At 68.3% G+C, this 15064-nt stretch carries 16 protein-coding genes and 1 tRNA gene; 11 read left to right on the forward strand and 6 right to left on the reverse strand.

Annotated elements, in window-relative coordinates; translation table 11 throughout:
- Positions 1-47: 47 nt before the first annotated feature.
- Genes tsaE through ASF61_RS16120 form a run of 3 tightly spaced genes read left to right on the forward strand, consistent with a single transcriptional unit; the run spans position 48 to position 2854 of the window.
- On the forward strand, positions 48-548 hold the full coding sequence (gene tsaE, locus ASF61_RS16110; protein ID WP_056158246.1) for a tRNA (adenosine(37)-N6)-threonylcarbamoyltransferase complex ATPase subunit type 1 TsaE: 501 nt from the start codon (positions 48-50) through the stop codon (positions 546-548).
- Positions 512-1957 (forward strand): N-acetylmuramoyl-L-alanine amidase, encoded by a 1446-nt coding sequence (locus ASF61_RS16115; protein WP_056157715.1) that lies wholly within the window; start codon positions 512-514, stop codon positions 1955-1957. The genes tsaE and ASF61_RS16115 overlap by 37 nt, the downstream gene beginning before the upstream one ends.
- Positions 1958-2014: 57 nt before the next feature.
- Positions 2015-2854 carry a D-hexose-6-phosphate mutarotase gene (locus tag ASF61_RS16120; protein WP_056157718.1) on the forward strand — a complete coding sequence of 280 codons (840 nt, stop codon included), beginning with the start codon at positions 2015-2017 and terminating at the stop codon, positions 2852-2854.
- A gap of 49 nt (positions 2855-2903) precedes the next feature.
- Here the strand turns inward: ASF61_RS16120 and ASF61_RS16125 are convergent, their stop codons facing one another.
- Both ASF61_RS16125 and ASF61_RS16130 read right to left on the reverse strand, forming a co-directional pair.
- On the reverse strand, positions 2904-4037 hold the full coding sequence (locus ASF61_RS16125) for a carbonic anhydrase (RefSeq protein ID WP_056157721.1): 1134 nt from the start codon (positions 4035-4037) through the stop codon (positions 2904-2906).
- Positions 4038-4131: 94 nt separating this feature from the next.
- Positions 4132-4776 carry a VTT domain-containing protein gene (locus ASF61_RS16130; RefSeq protein ID WP_056157724.1) on the reverse strand — a complete coding sequence of 215 codons (645 nt, stop codon included), beginning with the start codon at positions 4774-4776 and terminating at the stop codon, positions 4132-4134.
- Positions 4777-4904: 128 nt separating this feature from the next.
- Between ASF61_RS16130 and ASF61_RS16135 the strand changes: the two genes are divergently transcribed.
- The 3 genes from ASF61_RS16135 to miaA are packed head-to-tail and all read left to right on the forward strand — an operon-like array spanning position 4905 to position 8863.
- The gene (locus ASF61_RS16135) at positions 4905-5867 is read left to right on the forward strand and encodes a peptidylprolyl isomerase (protein WP_082491744.1); all 963 of its coding nucleotides are present in this window, start codon (positions 4905-4907) and stop codon (positions 5865-5867) included.
- Between the two features lie 42 nt (positions 5868-5909).
- Complete coding sequence (mutL, locus tag ASF61_RS16140) at positions 5910-7907, forward strand: DNA mismatch repair endonuclease MutL (RefSeq protein WP_056157726.1); 1998 nt, start codon at positions 5910-5912, stop codon at positions 7905-7907.
- Positions 7907-8863, forward strand: coding sequence for a tRNA (adenosine(37)-N6)-dimethylallyltransferase MiaA (gene miaA, locus ASF61_RS16145; RefSeq protein ID WP_056158254.1), 957 nt, complete (start codon positions 7907-7909; stop codon positions 8861-8863). Before mutL ends, miaA begins: the two co-directional genes overlap by 1 nt.
- Before the next feature lie 16 nt (positions 8864-8879).
- Here miaA and ASF61_RS16150 read toward each other — a convergent pair whose 3' ends face one another.
- Complete coding sequence (locus ASF61_RS16150; protein ID WP_056157729.1) at positions 8880-9284, reverse strand: VOC family protein; 405 nt, start codon at positions 9282-9284, stop codon at positions 8880-8882.
- Between the two features lie 186 nt (positions 9285-9470).
- Here ASF61_RS16150 and ASF61_RS16155 point away from each other — a divergent pair.
- Positions 9471-9547: transfer RNA gene (locus tag ASF61_RS16155), tRNA-Met, on the forward strand.
- Positions 9548-9626: 79 nt separating this feature from the next.
- Here the strand turns inward: ASF61_RS16155 and ASF61_RS16160 are convergent.
- Positions 9627-10391 (reverse strand): AraC family transcriptional regulator, encoded by a 765-nt coding sequence (locus ASF61_RS16160; protein WP_056158257.1) that lies wholly within the window; start codon positions 10389-10391, stop codon positions 9627-9629.
- Positions 10392-10511: 120 nt separating this feature from the next.
- Here ASF61_RS16160 and ASF61_RS16165 point away from each other — a divergent pair, with 120 nt between their 5' ends.
- The 4 genes from ASF61_RS16165 to ASF61_RS16180 are packed head-to-tail and all read left to right on the forward strand — an operon-like array spanning position 10512 to position 14249.
- Positions 10512-11444 (forward strand): 4-hydroxyproline epimerase, encoded by a 933-nt coding sequence (locus ASF61_RS16165; RefSeq protein ID WP_056157732.1) that lies wholly within the window; start codon positions 10512-10514, stop codon positions 11442-11444.
- The gene (locus tag ASF61_RS16170; RefSeq protein WP_056157735.1) at positions 11441-12550 is read left to right on the forward strand and encodes an FAD-binding oxidoreductase; all 1110 of its coding nucleotides are present in this window, start codon (positions 11441-11443) and stop codon (positions 12548-12550) included. The genes ASF61_RS16165 and ASF61_RS16170 overlap by 4 nt, the downstream gene beginning before the upstream one ends.
- A complete protein-coding gene (locus ASF61_RS16175) occupies positions 12547-12816 on the forward strand; it encodes a (2Fe-2S)-binding protein (protein WP_056157737.1) in 270 nt (89 codons plus the stop codon). Before ASF61_RS16170 ends, ASF61_RS16175 begins: the two co-directional genes overlap by 4 nt.
- On the forward strand, positions 12813-14249 hold the full coding sequence (locus tag ASF61_RS16180) for an FAD/NAD(P)-binding oxidoreductase (protein WP_056157739.1): 1437 nt from the start codon (positions 12813-12815) through the stop codon (positions 14247-14249). The genes ASF61_RS16175 and ASF61_RS16180 overlap by 4 nt, the downstream gene beginning before the upstream one ends.
- Here ASF61_RS16180 and ASF61_RS16185 read toward each other — a convergent pair.
- Both ASF61_RS16185 and rfaE2 read right to left on the reverse strand, forming a co-directional pair.
- The gene (locus ASF61_RS16185; protein WP_056157742.1) at positions 14233-14520 is read right to left on the reverse strand and encodes a hypothetical protein; all 288 of its coding nucleotides are present in this window, start codon (positions 14518-14520) and stop codon (positions 14233-14235) included. The two genes, ASF61_RS16180 and ASF61_RS16185, sit on opposite strands and share 17 nt — an antisense overlap.
- Positions 14517-15002: a D-glycero-beta-D-manno-heptose 1-phosphate adenylyltransferase gene (gene rfaE2, locus ASF61_RS16190; RefSeq protein WP_056157747.1), complete on the reverse strand. Its 486-nt coding sequence runs from the start codon at positions 15000-15002 to the stop codon at positions 14517-14519. The genes ASF61_RS16185 and rfaE2 overlap by 4 nt, the downstream gene beginning before the upstream one ends.
- Between the last annotated feature and the right edge of the window lie 62 nt (positions 15003-15064).

Genomic DNA, 15064 nt, shown 5'->3' on the forward strand with positions numbered 1-15064 from the left:
TTACATTTTATTCGATGCAGGAGATGGAAGCCCAGATGGAAGCCCAGATGTCGTCCGCCCAACACGCCCACTTCAAGACCCACCTCGCCGAGGAAGCCGCCACGCTGGCCCTGGGCGCGGCGTTGTCGCGGGCGCTGGCGCCAGGCCTCACGCTCTATCTGCACGGCGACCTGGGCGCCGGAAAGACTGCGCTCACCCGCGCCCTGCTACACGCGGCCGGCCATGTCGGCACCGTCAAGAGCCCGACCTACACGCTGTCGGAACCGTACCGGGTGCAGCTGGACGGGCGCGCCGTGGGCGTGATCCACTTCGACCTGTACCGCCTGGGCAGCGCCGAAGAATTTCTCGACGCCGGCTTTCGCGAAGATTTTAATGGTGACAACATCTGCATCGTCGAGTGGCCGGAAAAGGCCGCAGGCGTGCTGCCGCCTGCCGATATCGACGTGTACCTGACCGTGGCCGGCGCCGGTCGTGATGTAGAATTGCAGGCGTCTACCGCCTTGGGTACCTCATGCCTTCAACGCCTCAAATTCGCCCCCAAGCTGTGAGCGATCCGCTCGCTCCCACTCCGGAGATGCGCCAGCGCCGCACCGTCCTCAAGGCCGGCGCCACGCTGCTGCTGTCGGTGTGCGCGCCGCTGCCCGCGTACGCCGCGCAAATCCTGGCCGTGCGCGTGTGGCCGGCCGACGACTACACGCGCGTCACGCTGGAAAACGACACCGAACTCAAGACCACCCATTTCATGGTCAGCAACCCGGACCGCATGGTGGTCGATATCGAGGGGCTGGAACTGAACCCCACGCTCAAGGGCCTGGTTGCCAAGATCCAGTCCAACGACCCGTACATCAAGCAGGTGCGCGTGGGCCAGAACCGGCCCAACGTGGTGCGCCTGGTGTTCGACCTCAAGGAAGAAATCAAGCCGCAGGTGTTTACGCTGGCGCCGGCCGGTTCGTACAAGCACCGCCTGATCTTCGACCTGTATCCGGTCAAGGAAGTCGATCCGATTGCCGCCATGATCGAACAGGGCAACTGGACCACCAGCGACAAGCAGGCCGCTGCCGGCGGTGCGCCCGCGCCGACCCAGCCGCCGATCGCCGTGCAGCCGACCCCGCAGGCCCAGCTCGAGGCGCTCAAGCCCGACATCCGCGCCGAGCCGCGCGCCGAGCTGCGCGAGCAGGCCAGGACCGCCGAAGCGCAGACCCGCCCGGCGGCCAAGGGCGGCAAAGGGGACAAGGGAGACAAGCTCGATCGCATCATCACCATCGCGCTCGATCCCGGCCACGGCGGCGAAGACCCGGGCGCCTCGGGCAGCAACGGCAGCCGCGAGAAGGACATCGTGCTGGCGATCGCCAAGCGTCTCAAGGGCAAGCTCGAAGCGATTCCCAACCTGCGCGTGATGCTCACGCGCGACGGCGACTACTTCGTCCCGCTCGGCAAGCGCGTGGACAAGGCGCGCAAGGTGCAGGCCGACCTGTTCGTGTCGATTCATGCGGACGCCTTCGTCCAGCCCACCGCGCGCGGCTCGTCGGTGTTCGCGCTGTCGGAAAAAGGCGCCAGCTCGTCGGCCGCGCGCTGGCTGGCCGATAAGGAAAACGAGGCCGACACCATCGGCGGCGTCAACGTCCGCTCGCACGACCGGCAACTGGCCAGCGTGCTGCTCGACCTGTCCACCACCGCGCAGATCAACGACAGCCTCAAGCTGGGCAAGTCGGTGCTGGCCGAAATCGGCGGCATCAACCGCCTGCACAAGGGTTCGGTCGAGCAGGCCGGCTTCGCGGTACTGAAGGCGCCCGACATTCCGTCGATCCTGATCGAAACCGCGTTCATCTCGAACCCGGAAGAAGAAGCCCGCCTGCGCGACGAGAATTACCAGAACCAGCTGGCCGACGCCATCGTCAAGGGCATCCGCAGCTACTTCGCGCGCAATCCGCCGCTGGCGCGCAATCGGCTTACCTGAACCTCGCCCGGGACTCACACCACCTGCGCGCAGCCCCACCTCTTACATGGAATCCCTATGGCCGTAGCAACGATGACGCAATTTGGCGCCCTGCCCGCAGTACAGATCACCGCGCCCGACGGTGCCCGGGCCACGGTATCGCTGTTCGGCGCCCACCTGCTGTCGTGGACCACCGGCGACGGCGTGGAGCGCCTGTTCGTCAGCCGCCAGACCCCGCTCGACGGCAGCAAGGCCATCCGCGGCGGCGTGCCGGTGATCTTCCCGCAGTTTAATGTCCGCGGCCCCGGCCTGCGCCATGGCTTTGCGCGCGTGTCGCACTGGCGCCTGGCCGACAGCGGCGGCGACAACGGCAGCGCATTCGTGGAGCTGGTGCTGAACCAGGACGATCTGGCGCCGGAGCACGCGCAGGCGTGGCCGCACCCGTTTGCGCTGACCTTGCGCTATACCTTGCACGGCAACGCCCTCGAAGCCGCGTTCGGCGTGCGCAACACGGGCGCGGCGCCGTTCCCGTTCGGCGTCGCGCTGCACACCTATTACGACGTGGGCCAGCTCAACGCCACCTCCATCAGCGGCCTGCAGCACCAGACCTACACCGACCACGCGCTCAATACCCGCACCCAGGATTACCCGGCGCTGCACTTCAACGAAAAGCACGACCGCCTGTACCAGGCCACGCCGTCGCTGATGCTCAACACGGCCAGCACCACGTTCAACCTGTCGCAGCAGGGCTTTACGGAATGGGTGGTATGGAATCCGGGCCAGGCCGACGCCGCCGCCCTGCCGGACCTGGCCGACGACGAGTACCAGCGCTTCGTCTGCATCGAGCCGGCCCGGGTGGACCAGCAGCCGCTGGCCGCCGGCGCCAGCTGGACCGGCAGGCACCGCATCGGCGTGTAGCACGCGGCGGCCGGCAGCGAGCTGGGGCGCCCGGCGCAGCGCCGCCGCGCTAGTTCGATTCCTTGATGATGCGGCCCGAACCGGGCTGCACCGGCCGCGCATTGTACGGATACAGGCGGCTGAAAAAAGCCATTTGCGCCGGCGACGCCTGCACCGGTTCCTTCATCACCAGCCACAGCACGTTCTCTTCGCACGGCGGCGTGGTCATCGATCCCATGAAGGTGTAATACTCGCGCCGCGCCGGCAGCAGGTCCATCGGGTCGAGCGTTTCGGCCGGCGCCATGGTTTCCATCTTTTCCAGCGGCAGGTTGTTCCACACCTGCTGGATCGCCGGCTGCGCCCGGCCCCGCTCGAGCAGCAGCGCCAGCATGGCGATGCGGCCTTCGCCGTCCTTGTGCACCAGGTGCACCACCATCTCGTAGCCCTTGCCGTTGATGCGCTCCTCGGACGGCCGGTGGAAGTGGAACTGCACCAGCTCATACATCCGGTTGCCGACGCTGAGGAAATTGCCGCGCCCGACCATCACCTGCACGGTCTTGCCGCTGTCGGTGACGTTGAACGAGGACGGGTGGTAGTCGAAATTGATCTGTTCGAGATCGACCCGCATGCCGTCGCGGATATCGATCGGCGACTGGCGGTTGCCGCTGCCGCACTTGGCCCAGGCCGGGTTGATCCTGGCCCAGTTGGCGGGGCCGGTCTCGCCTTCGTAAGACCAGACGTTGCTGTAGACCTTGGGCGGCGGTGGCACCGCTGCGGCAGCCGCCTTGGTGGCGGCAGCCTTTTTGGCATGGGCCGTTGCTGCGGCAGCGCGCGCCTGCTGGGTGGCGCGCATGGCGGCCAGGCGCGCGGCAATCTTGGCCGACAGTTCCGCTTCCGGGTCGCCGGCCGCCTCGGCGCTTTTGCGCGGGCCGGCCGCCGGTGCTTCCTTGGCGTCCTTGGTCTCCTTTGTCTCCTTGGCCTCCTTGCTGTCTTTGCTGTCCTTGGCCGGCGCCTCCTTGCCGGCCGGCGTCTTGGACGGCGGCGCAGTCGTGGACAGACCTACCGCGCCACCGTACATGCGTGCGCCCGCCTGCGTCGGCAAGAGCGTCCTGGACGAGGGGGAAATCAGCGGATCGATCTGCTTGTCGTTGGCCGACACGGCGGCGCAGCAGCAACAGGCGATCAGGGAGAAAAGCAGGCGCATACGGTTCCAGAAGTAACAATTACCTCCTGGTTTACGGATGCATTGAGGAAAAACTTGAGGTCTGGCGCGGCGAAAAATTTCTATCAGGACACATTCACAGCCGCAGCATGCGGCGCCCGAGCCGCCAGGCGCCACCGAGCAGGATCGGAATCATCACCACGCCGATGGCCACCATGACGATTTCCGACAGGTGGTCGCGGACCACCGGGATGTTGCCGAAGAAGTAACCGGCCGTGGTCAGCGAGACCACCCACAGCAGCGCACCGCTGATGTTGTACAGCTGAAACCGCGCATGGGGCATCTCGGAGACGCCGGCCACCAGCGGCGCAAACGTGCGCACCACCGGCACGAAGCGCGCCAGCACGATGGTCTTGCCGCCGTGCTTGTCGAAAAAGTCGTGGGTGCGGCGCATGGCGTCCTTGTTGAGCCAGCCGTAATCGTGGGTGTACACGCGGTGCCCGATGGCGCCGCCGATCTTGTAATTGAGGGTATTGCCGGCCACGGCGGCGGTCACCAGCAGCACGTTGAGCAACAGCAGATTCATGTCGCCCGTGGCGCAGAAGGCGCCAGCGATGAACAGCAGGCTGTCGCCGGGGAAGAAGAACAGCACCACCAGGCCCGTTTCGCAGAAAATAATTGCGAACAACACCACATAGACCAGCGTGCCGTACTGTTGGATTACCACTGCCAATGACTTATCGACATGCAGCAGCATGTCGAAGAATTGCATAAAATCCATATTCTTCCTGTAAAGTGTGCGCCGGAATCATACACCACCGCTGCCGGTCCAAGTTTCCTCGGCCACCAATGGCAGTCTACAATCGTCGGCAGCCCCGCCGCAAGCGGGTTTGCCTTAAGGAGATCAGGATGCTGCTGTCCCCGTTCGTGCGTCATCGTTTCACCTCCCGCGCAACCGTCCCGGCCGTATGCGGGTCGGCAACCCTGGCGCTGGCCCTCACCGTGCAGGCGGGCGCCGCGCTGGCTGCCGACCTGCCGGTCAAGCCCACGGTGGCGGACCTGGTCAAACAATCGACTGCGCAGGACTGGCGCCCGCTCGACCCCGACAACACCCTGTACATGGACTTGCCGGTGGGCCGCGTGGTGATCGAACTGGCCGCCGACTTCGCGCCGCAAAACGTCGCCAACATCAAGACCCTGGTGCGCGAACGGTACTTCGACGGCCTGTCCATGATGCGCTCGCAGGACAACTACGTGGCGCAGTGGGGCGACCCCGATGAAAAAAATCCGCGCCCGCTGGGGTCGGCCAAGGCCAAGGTGCCGGGCGAATTCACCGTGCCTGCCCGCTTCGACAAGCATTTCGTCCGTCAGCCCGACGCCGACGGCTATGCGCCCGAGATCGGCCACTCCAACGGCTTCCCGGTCGGGCGCGATCCCAAGGCCGGCACCACCTGGGTGGCGCACTGCTACGCCACCGTGGGCGTGGCGCGCGATGCCGACACCGACAGCGGCAACGGCTCGCAGCTGTACGCGATCACCGGTCACGCGCCGCGCCACCTGGACCGCAACATCACGGCCGTCGGCCGCGTGGTGTCGGGCATGGAGCTGCTCTCGTCGCTGCCCCGCGGCGCCGAAGCGATGGGCTTCTACGGCGCCAGCGAAGCGAAGATGCCGATCACCCGCGTGCGCCTGGCGGCCGATGTGCCGGCAGCCGAACGGGTGCCGCTCGAAGTGATGCGCAGCGAAGCGCCGATCTACCGCGACATCATCGAAGCGCAGCGCAACCGCGGCGGGCCGTGGAACAAGTACGCGGCCAACTACGTGGAGCTGTGCAATGCGCCGATCCCGGTGCGCCTGCATCCGGCGCCGTAAGCGCTGCTGACCCGGGCCCTGCCAGCACGTTATAATCGGGGCATGAATGCCCCCGATACCGCCCCCCGCCACGCTGCTGCAGTGCGCCCGATCCAGGCTCTTCCCGACCAGCTGATTTCCCAGATCGCCGCCGGCGAGGTGGTCGAGCGGCCGTCCGCCGTGGTCAAGGAATTGCTGGAAAACGCGCTCGACGCCGGCGCCACCCAGATCAGCGTGCGGCTCGAGGAAGGCGGCGTCAAACGCATCGCCATCACCGATAACGGCCGCGGCATTCCGCCCGAGCAGATGCCGCTGGCGCTGGCGCGTCATGCCACGTCCAAGATCGCGTCGCTGCACGACCTGGAAAACGTGGGCACGCTCGGCTTTCGCGGCGAGGCGCTGGCTTCGATCGCGTCGGTGGCGGCCGTCACCGTCACCTCGCGCACGGCCGACGCGCCGCATGCCTGGGAACTGGTCGGCTCGCACCAGGGCACGGTGACACCGTCGTCCGGCGCCCCGGGCACGACCATCGACGTGCGCGACCTGTACTTCAACACGCCCGCGCGCCGCAAATTCTTGAAATCGGAGCAGACCGAATTCGGCCACTGCGCCGAGGTCGTGCGCCGCATCGCGCTGGCCCGGCCCGACGTCTCGATCAGCCTCACCCACAACGGCCGCACCATCGACCACTGGAATGTGTGCGACATGGCACGCCGCAGCGCGCAAATCCTCGGCGACAGCTTTGCCGAGGCGCGCCTGCCGATCGACGAGACGGCCGGCGGGCTGCGCATCCACGGCTACACCGGCCTGCCCACCGCGTCCAAGGCGCGCGCCGATGGCCAGTTCTTCTATGTCAACGGGCGCTTCGTGCGCGACAAGGTGCTGGTCCATGCCGTCAAAGCCGCTTACCAGGACGTGCTGCACGGCGACCGCTTTCCGTCATACGCGCTGGCGCTCGAACTCGATCCGGCGCTGGTGGACGTCAACGTCCACCCGTCCAAGATCGAGGTGCGCTTCCGCGACAGCCGCGCGGTGCACCAGTTCGTGTTCCACGCGGTGCAGCGCGCGCTGGCGCAAACCTCGGCCACTGCCCACGGCAGCGTGCCGTCGCCGCTGCCGGCTGCCGACACCCTGACCAGCGCCGCCTGGCGCGGCGAGCAGACTTCGTTCGGCCCGCTGCTGGCGCCCGATTACACGCCGACGTTTTCGCCGTCGCCGTTCGGTCCCGCGTCTGGTCACGCATCCGGCGCCCGCAATGACGCCGGCGCCAATGCCGGCTACGGCTACGGCGCCCAGCGCTACGGCCAGCCCGAAGGCGGCGTGGCGCAAAGCACGGAAAAATATGGTGCGCTGTTCGGCGGCAGCGGCCGGGCGGACGGCGACCGCGCGCCACCGGCGCAGTCGGATGCGGCCCTGCCGCAGGGCAGCCCGTTCACCGTTTCCGCTGCGGCCATGGCGCAGGAAGAATTCCCGCTCGGCTTCGCGCTGGCGCAGCTGCACGGCATCTATATCCTGGCGCAGAACGCCAAGGGCCTGGTGCTGGTGGACATGCACGCCGCCCACGAGCGCATCCTGTACGAACAGCTGAAAAATGCGCTCGAGAGCCGCGTGGCCGGCGAAGCGATGCAGGTGCAGCCGCTGCTCATTCCGGTCACCTTTTATGCCGATGCGGTGGAAGTGGGCACCGCCCACGAACACCAGGAGACCTTGCAGGCACTGGGCTTCGACATTGCCGCGCTCTCGCCCACCACGCTGGCCGTGCGCTCGGTGCCGGTGCTGCTGAAAAATGCCGACGCCCAGACGCTGGCGCGCGACGTGCTGCGCGACGTGCGCGAGTTCGGCGGCTCGCGGGTGCTGATCGAGCGCCAGAACGAGCTGCTGGGCACCCTCGCCTGCCACACGGCCGTGCGCGCCAACCGCATCCTGTCGGTCCAGGAAATGAATGCGCTGCTGCGCCAGATGGAAAAGACCGAACGCGCCGACCAGTGCAACCACGGCCGCCCCACCTGGGTGCAGGTGGAAATCGGCGCACTCGACAAGCTGTTCCTGCGGGGCCAATGATGGACGGGATCACCGGCAAGCCGCTGGCGGTGGCCATCATGGGGCCGACCGCGTCGGGCAAGACCGCGTCCGCCCTGGCGATTGCCGCGCGCATTCCGTCCGAGATCATCTCGGTCGATTCGGCACTCGTCTACCGCGGCATGGACATCGGCACCGCCAAGCCCACCCGCGCCGAACTGGCGGCCGTCCCGCACCACCTGATCGACATCATCGACCCGCTCGACGCTTACTCGGTGGCGCAGTTCCGCACCGCGACCCTGCAGCTGGTGGACGACATTGTCGCGCGCGGCAAGCTGCCGCTGCTGGTCGGCGGCACCATGTTGTACTTCAAGGGACTGGCGGACGGCCTCGACGACCTGCCTGGCGCCGATCCGGCGCTGCGCGCCGCGCTCGAAGACGACGCCGCCCGCATCGGCTGGCCCGCCATGCATGCGCGGCTGGCCGCGCTCGACCCGGAAACGGCAGCGCGCCTGGCGCCGGCGGACGCCCAGCGCATCCAGCGTGCGCTGGAAATCTGCACGCTGGCCGGCAAGCCGATGTCGGAACTGCTGGCCCTGCGCGAAAAGACCGCGCTGCCGTTCGATCTGCTGCCGCTGGCGCTGGAGCCGTCGGACCGCGCCGTGCTCCACCGGCGCATCGAGCGCCGCTTCGACATCATGCTCGACGACCAGGCGGACGACAACCTGATCACGGAAACGCAGCGCCTGCGCCGGCGCGGCGACCTGCACCCGGGGCTGCCGTCGATGCGCTGCGTCGGCTACCGCCAGGCCTGGGAATACCTCGATGGCACGATCGACTACCGGACCATGCGCGAGACCGGCATCATCGCCACCCGCCAGCTGGCCAAGCGCCAGCTGACGTGGCTGCGGTCGATGCCGGAGCGCTTGGTCGTCGATTGCCTGGGCGCCGATCCGGCGGCCGAGATCCTGGCGCACGTGGCGAACCGCCTGGGCTGAGCCCTGCGCTGCCCGCTCACGACGTGGGCGGCGCCTTATCCATATAAATGATTTCCCATAAATGGCCGTCGAGGTCCTGGAAGCCGTGGCCGTACATGAAGCCGTGGTCCTGCGGTTCCTTGAACGTGCTGCCGCCGGCCTCGATCGCCTTGTTCACCAGCGTGGTGACGGCGTCGCGCGAGGCCACCTGCAAACACACGAGCACCTCGGTGGACGTGCGCGCATCGGCGATGGTCTTGGGCGTGAAGGTGCGAAAGCGCTGCTCGGTGAGCAGCATGACGAAGATGTTCTCGGCCACGATCATGCAGGTGGCGCCGTCGTCGGTGTAGTGCTGGTTAAATGAATAGCCGAGATGGGTGAAGAACCGGACCGAGGCCGGCAGATCGCGCACCGGCAGGTTGATAAAGATGTTGGTTGCCATACAGCCCCCGCTTGATTGATCAGTGTGAAACGCCATATCGAGTCCCCAGCATACCAATATGCCAATCTTTTGACGACTGGCGCGCGGCAGAAGTTCCGCCCGCACTGCGAAAGCCACTTTTTTCAGAAAAATCGCCAGCCGGCGTTGACAGAAAAAGCCCCAACCCTCATAATGCTTCGCGTTGCAGGTGATATAGCTCAGTTGGTTAGAGCACAGCATTCATAATGCTGGGGTCGATGGTTCAAGTCCATCTATCACCACCAAGAATTTCAAAAGCCGCCCGTTCGCAAGAACCAGCGGCTTTTTCGTTGGCGCGCTTTAATTGGCGCCGTTGCTTGCCCCTCACAGCTGGCGGAACTGGCTCGGCGTAAAACCCGTGATCGCCTTGAACTGGCGGGTAAACGCGGAATGGTCGCCATACCCGCATGCCTGCGCGATCTGCGCCACGCTGGCGTCCCCGGCCAGCAAGCGCGACGCCGCTTCCACCCGCGTCTTGATGATCAGCTGGCGCGGCGTGAGCTGGAAGATGCGCAGAAAATACCGCTCGATCTGCGCCACCGACATGTGCGCCGTGCGCGCCAGCGCCGCCAGCGGCAACGGCTCGCCATACCCTTCCTGGATCAGGTTCACTGCTGCCGCCACCTTGCGGTAGGCAGGGTTCTTCTTGTCCGCCATGGCCAGGTCGCGCGAAATGCCGGTCAGGCCGACGATGCGGCCGGCCGCATCGCGCAGCGCGGTCTTGCGGGTCAGGCACCAGCCGGGATCGCGGCTCGGATACAGGTGCAGTTCCAGCTGGTCTTCGATAGCGTTGCCGCCGGCCAGGACCGCCAGGTCCTGCGCCAGAAAACTCTGGCCGAACGGCGCCCTGAACAACTGGTCGGCCGAGCGCCCGAGCAGCGCCGACTTGTGCCGCTGGCCGCACCGCTGGACCAGCGTCTGGTTGACCACGACATAGCGCCCTTGCGCATCCTTGACGAAAAACACCACGTCCGGCAGCGCATCGAACAGCGCTTCGGCAAAGAACGGATCGGCGATTGCGCCCGCTACCGCGCGGCGGGCCAGGGCATGATCGCGGTCGGCGTCGGGATCGGGGGTCAGGGTGTGCATGGGGACGATTGTGCCAGCATCGCCGCCGCCCCGGGCAGTTTTTTCGGTTATGCAGATTTCGTCATTCATCGTGCTCAGCCGGTGCAAGACAGCCGGGCCGGGCGCGCCTACCATCCCGGTATGAAACTGATCTCGATTATCGATTCCCACACCGGCGGCGAGCCGACCCGACTGATTACGGCCGGCGGTCCGCCGCTGGGCGCCGGCCCGCTGGCCGAACGCCTGGCCCGCTTCCGCCAGGACCACGACCGGTACCGCACGGCCGTCGTGTGCGAACCGCGCGGCTCGGACGTGCTGGTGGGCGCCCTGCTGTGCGAGCCGCACGCGCCCGACTGCGCGGCCGGCGTCATCTTCTTCAACAACGTCGGCTACCTGGGCATGTGCGGCCACGGCGCCATCGGCCTGGTGGCGTCGCTGGCCTTCATGGGCCGCATCGGCGCCGGCCGCCACCGCATCGACACGCCGGCCGGCGTGGTCGAGGCGCTGCTGCACGACGACGGCAGCGTCACCATCGAGAACGTGCCGGCACGCCGCACGCGCCAGGCCGTGACGGTGCAGGTACCGGGTTACGGCGCCGTGACCGGCGACGTCGCCTACGGCGGCAACTGGTTCTTCCTGGTCGACGGCCATGGCCTCGATATCGGCCTGGCCAATGTCGAGGCATTGACCAGCTACAGCGTGGCGGTGGGCGCGGCGCTGGCGCAGGCCGGCATCACCGGCGACGACGGCGCGCTGATCGACCATATCGAACTGTTCGGCCCTTCGCGCACCGGCGCCGACAGCCAGAGTTTCGTACTGTGCCCGGGCAAGGCCTACGACCGCTCGCCGTGCGGCACCGGCACCAGCGCCAAGCTGGCCTGCCTGGCCGCCGACGGCAAGCTGGCCGAAGGCGCTCGGTGGCAGCAGGAGAGCGTGGTCGGCAGCGTGTTCGAAGCCTCGTACCGCTATCGCGACGGCGCGCTGGTGCCGTCGATCCGGGGCCGCGCCTGGGTGACCTCGCAGGCCCACCTGGTGATCGATCCCGACGATCCTTACGCCTGGGGCATCCGGTGACGATCGCCGACGTCGATGCGATCGTCATCGGCGCCGGCGTGGTCGGCGCTGCCTGCGCCGACGCCCTGAGTGCACGCGGGCTGCGGGTGGCGATCATCGAACACGACATCGCCGGCGGCGGCGCCACTGCCGCCGGCATGGGCCACCTGGTGGTGATGGACGACAACCTGGCCGAGCTGACCCTGACCGCCTACTCGCTGGCCCTGTGGCGCGAGTTCGTGGGCCAGCGCCCGCAACGCCATGAGTACAGCAACTGCGGCACCATCTGGGTCGCTGCCGACGAGGAAGAGCTGGCGGCCGCCCGCAGCAAGGCGCACACGCTGTCCACCTTCAACCTGGACTGCCGCATGCTGACGCCAGCCGAACTGTATGCGCACGAACCGCAGCTGCGGCCCGGCCTGGCCGGCGGTCTGCTGGTGGCCGGCGACGGCCTGGTGTACGCGCCGAAAAGCGCGCGCCTCCTGCTCGAACGCGCCACGCACCAGGGCGCCGTTACCCGCCGCGCGCGCGTGACTGGCATCGACGACCACGCGGTGGTGCTGGCCGATGGCAGCCGCCTGCAGGCCCGGCACGTCGTGCTGGCGGCCGGCACCGGTTCGCGCGCACTGCTGCCCGCACTGCCGGTGCAGCCGAAAAAAGGCCACCTGGCCATCACCGACCGTTATCCCGGCTTCGTGCGGCACCAGCTGGTGGAACTGGGCTACATCAAGAGCGCCCACGCCGCCAGCGGCGACTCGGTGGCCTTCAACCTGCAGCCGCGCCCCACCGGCCAGATCCTGATCGGCTCGTCGCGCCAGTTCGATACCACCGATCCGGCCGTGGAGCCGGCCATGCTGGCGCGCATGCTGCGCCACGCCGCGACGCTGACGCCGGCGCTGGCCGGGCTGAACGTCCTGCGCTGCTGGACCGGCATGCGCGCGGCCACGCCGGACGGCCTGCCGCTGATCGGGCCCTGTGCCGCCCGGCGTGGCCTGTGGCTGGCTACCGGCCACGAAGGCCTGGGCATTACCACCGCGCTGGCGACGGCGCAGCTGCTGGCCGCGCAAATGCTGGGCGAAAGCGCGGCCATTCCCTATCACCCCTATCTGCCGCACCGCTTCTCATGACCGACGCCGCCTCTGTTACCTTGACGATCGACGCGCGCGCCATCGCCGTACCGGCCGGCGTCACCGTGGCCGCCGCCATCGCGCTGGCATGCAACGGCGTCGCCCTCACCCGGCGCGCGGTCGGTGGCGCCGCCCGCGCGCCGCTGTGCGGCATGGGCGTGTGCCACGAATGCCGCGTGACCATCGACGGGCGCGCCCACCAGTTGTCGTGCCAGACCTTGTGCGCGCCCGGCATGCAGGTGGTCACCGCAGGAGGTGCGGCATGAGACATGTGGACGTGCTGGTCGTGGGCGCCGGACCGGCCGGCCTGGCGGCCGCCCATGCAGCCGCAGCCGGGGGCGGCACGGTGGCCATCGTCGACGACAATCCCCTGGCCGGCGGCCAGATCTGGCGCGGCGGCCCGCAGCAGCAGGCCGATACGCGCGCCGGCGCCCTCTGGACCGCCTTGCAGGCAGCGCCCAACGTCAGCTTCCTGCCGCAGACGCGCGTTTTGTATGCACCGGCGCCGGGCCAGCTGCGGGTGCAGACGGCTGCCGGTTGCGCTGGTGCTGCTGGTTCCGTTGCTGCCGGTTGCGCTGGTGCTGCTGGTTCCGTTGCTGCCGGTTGCGCTGGTGCTGCCGGTTGCGCTGGTGGTGCTGGTGCTGCTGGTGGTGCTGGTGCCGCTGGTGCTGCTGGCGCCAGCGGGGCCGCAGGCGGCGCCGACACGCTGCATTACAACCACCTGATCCTCGCCACCGGCGCCCGCGAGCGGCTGTTGCCGTTTCCGGGCTGGACCCTGCCCGGCGTGACCGGCGCCGGCGGCTTGCAGGCGCTGGTCAAGGGCGGCTATCCGGTGGCCGGCAAGCGGGTCGTGGTGGCCGGCAGCGGCCCGCTGCTGCTGGCGGTGGCAGCCACGCTCACCGACCGCGGCGCACGGGTGGTGGCCATCGTCGAGCAGGCGCCGTCGGCAGCGCTGGCGCGCTTTGCGGCCGGCCTGGCGGCCACGCCGTCCAAGGCGGTGCAGGCGCTGCGGCTGTGGGCGCAGCTGCGCGGCATCCCGTATCTGCGCCACAGCCACGTGGCGGCGACGCACGCGACCGACGCCGGCGTGCTGGGTTCGGTGCAGGTGGTCGGCAAACACGGCGCGCAACAGCTGCTCGACTGCGACTACCTCGCCTGCGGCTATGGCCTGGTGCCCAACCTGGAGCTGGCGCAGGCACTGGGCTGCGCCACCACCGTCGAACAGGGCCAGACCGTGGTGCAGACCGGCAGCTGGCAGCAGACCGACGTGCCGGGCGTGTACTGCGCCGGCGAAGGTACCGGCATCGGCGGCGTCGACCTGGCGCTGGTCGAAGGCCGCATCGCCGGGCTGGCCGCCAGCGGCCAGACCCAGCACATGGAGGCCGAGCTCGGTGCGCGCGCACGCTGGAAAACATTCGCCGCCCGCCTGGCGCGCGCCTTTGCGCTGCGCCCGGAACTGGCGACGCTGGCGGCCGACGACACCATCGTCTGCCGCTGCGAAGATGTGACGCACGGCCAGCTGCGCGCCCACACCAGCTGGCGCAGCGCCAAGCTGCAGACGCGCTGCGGCATGGGGCCGTGCCAGGGCCGCGTGTGCGGCGGCGCCACCGAGCTGCTGTACGGCTGGCGTCCCGATGCGGTGCGGATGCCGATCGCCCCGGCGTGCGTGGCGACCCTGATGGCTACGGCCGACGTCTGAACCGGTAGTACAGCGCCAGCGCCCCGGCGCCGGCCGCGCTGACCACGGCGGTGGCGCCGGCAAACAGCGCGGCCGGGTTGCGCAGGCCGAGCAGGTCGGCGGCAACCGCCAGCGACACGGTCGCCAGCAACTGCGCCGGCATCAGGAAGCGCAGCTGGCGGAACGAATACGGATCGCCGCGCAGCCACTGCTGGCGCGCCACGTACAGCACCGGCCCCCACTGGACGACGATGAACACCAGCGTCGCCAGCACGATCAGCAGCAGCCTCATTGCGGAGGGAAGGCGCGCACCTTGGTCAGCAGGCGCGTGGTCGAGCGGTCGTGCTCGAAGTCGATCGCCACCGCCTGGCCGCCGTAGGCCAGCACGGCCTGCCCTTCGGGAATCGCATCCATCCGGTAGTCGCCGCCCTTGGCATAGATGTCGGGGCGCGCCTGCTGCACCACGGCCAGCGCCGTGTCTTCGTCGAAATCCACCACCAGGCTCACCGACTCGAGCGCGGCCAGCAGCGCCATGCGGTCGGCGCAGGTGTTGACGGGCCGGTCGTCGCCCTTGCCCAGGCGCTTGACCGAAGCGTCGGTATTGGCCGCCACGACCAGCGACGCACCCAGTGCGCGCGCCTGCGCCAGATAGGTGACGTGGCCGCGATGGAGGATGTCGAAAACGCCGTTGGTCAGCACCACCGGCTTGGGCAGCGCCGCCACGCGGGCAGCGAGTTGATCGCGGGTGCAGATTTTCTGTTCGAAGTCGGGCATGGAATGATCTCAGCTAGAATGGGGGCTCTCGGGCCGCCATTATTGCATCCCCCCATCGCCTG

Origin of the sequence: Duganella sp. Leaf126 (assembly GCF_001423125.1) — a bacterium.
Classification (GTDB): domain Bacteria; phylum Pseudomonadota; class Gammaproteobacteria; order Burkholderiales; family Burkholderiaceae_D; genus Rugamonas.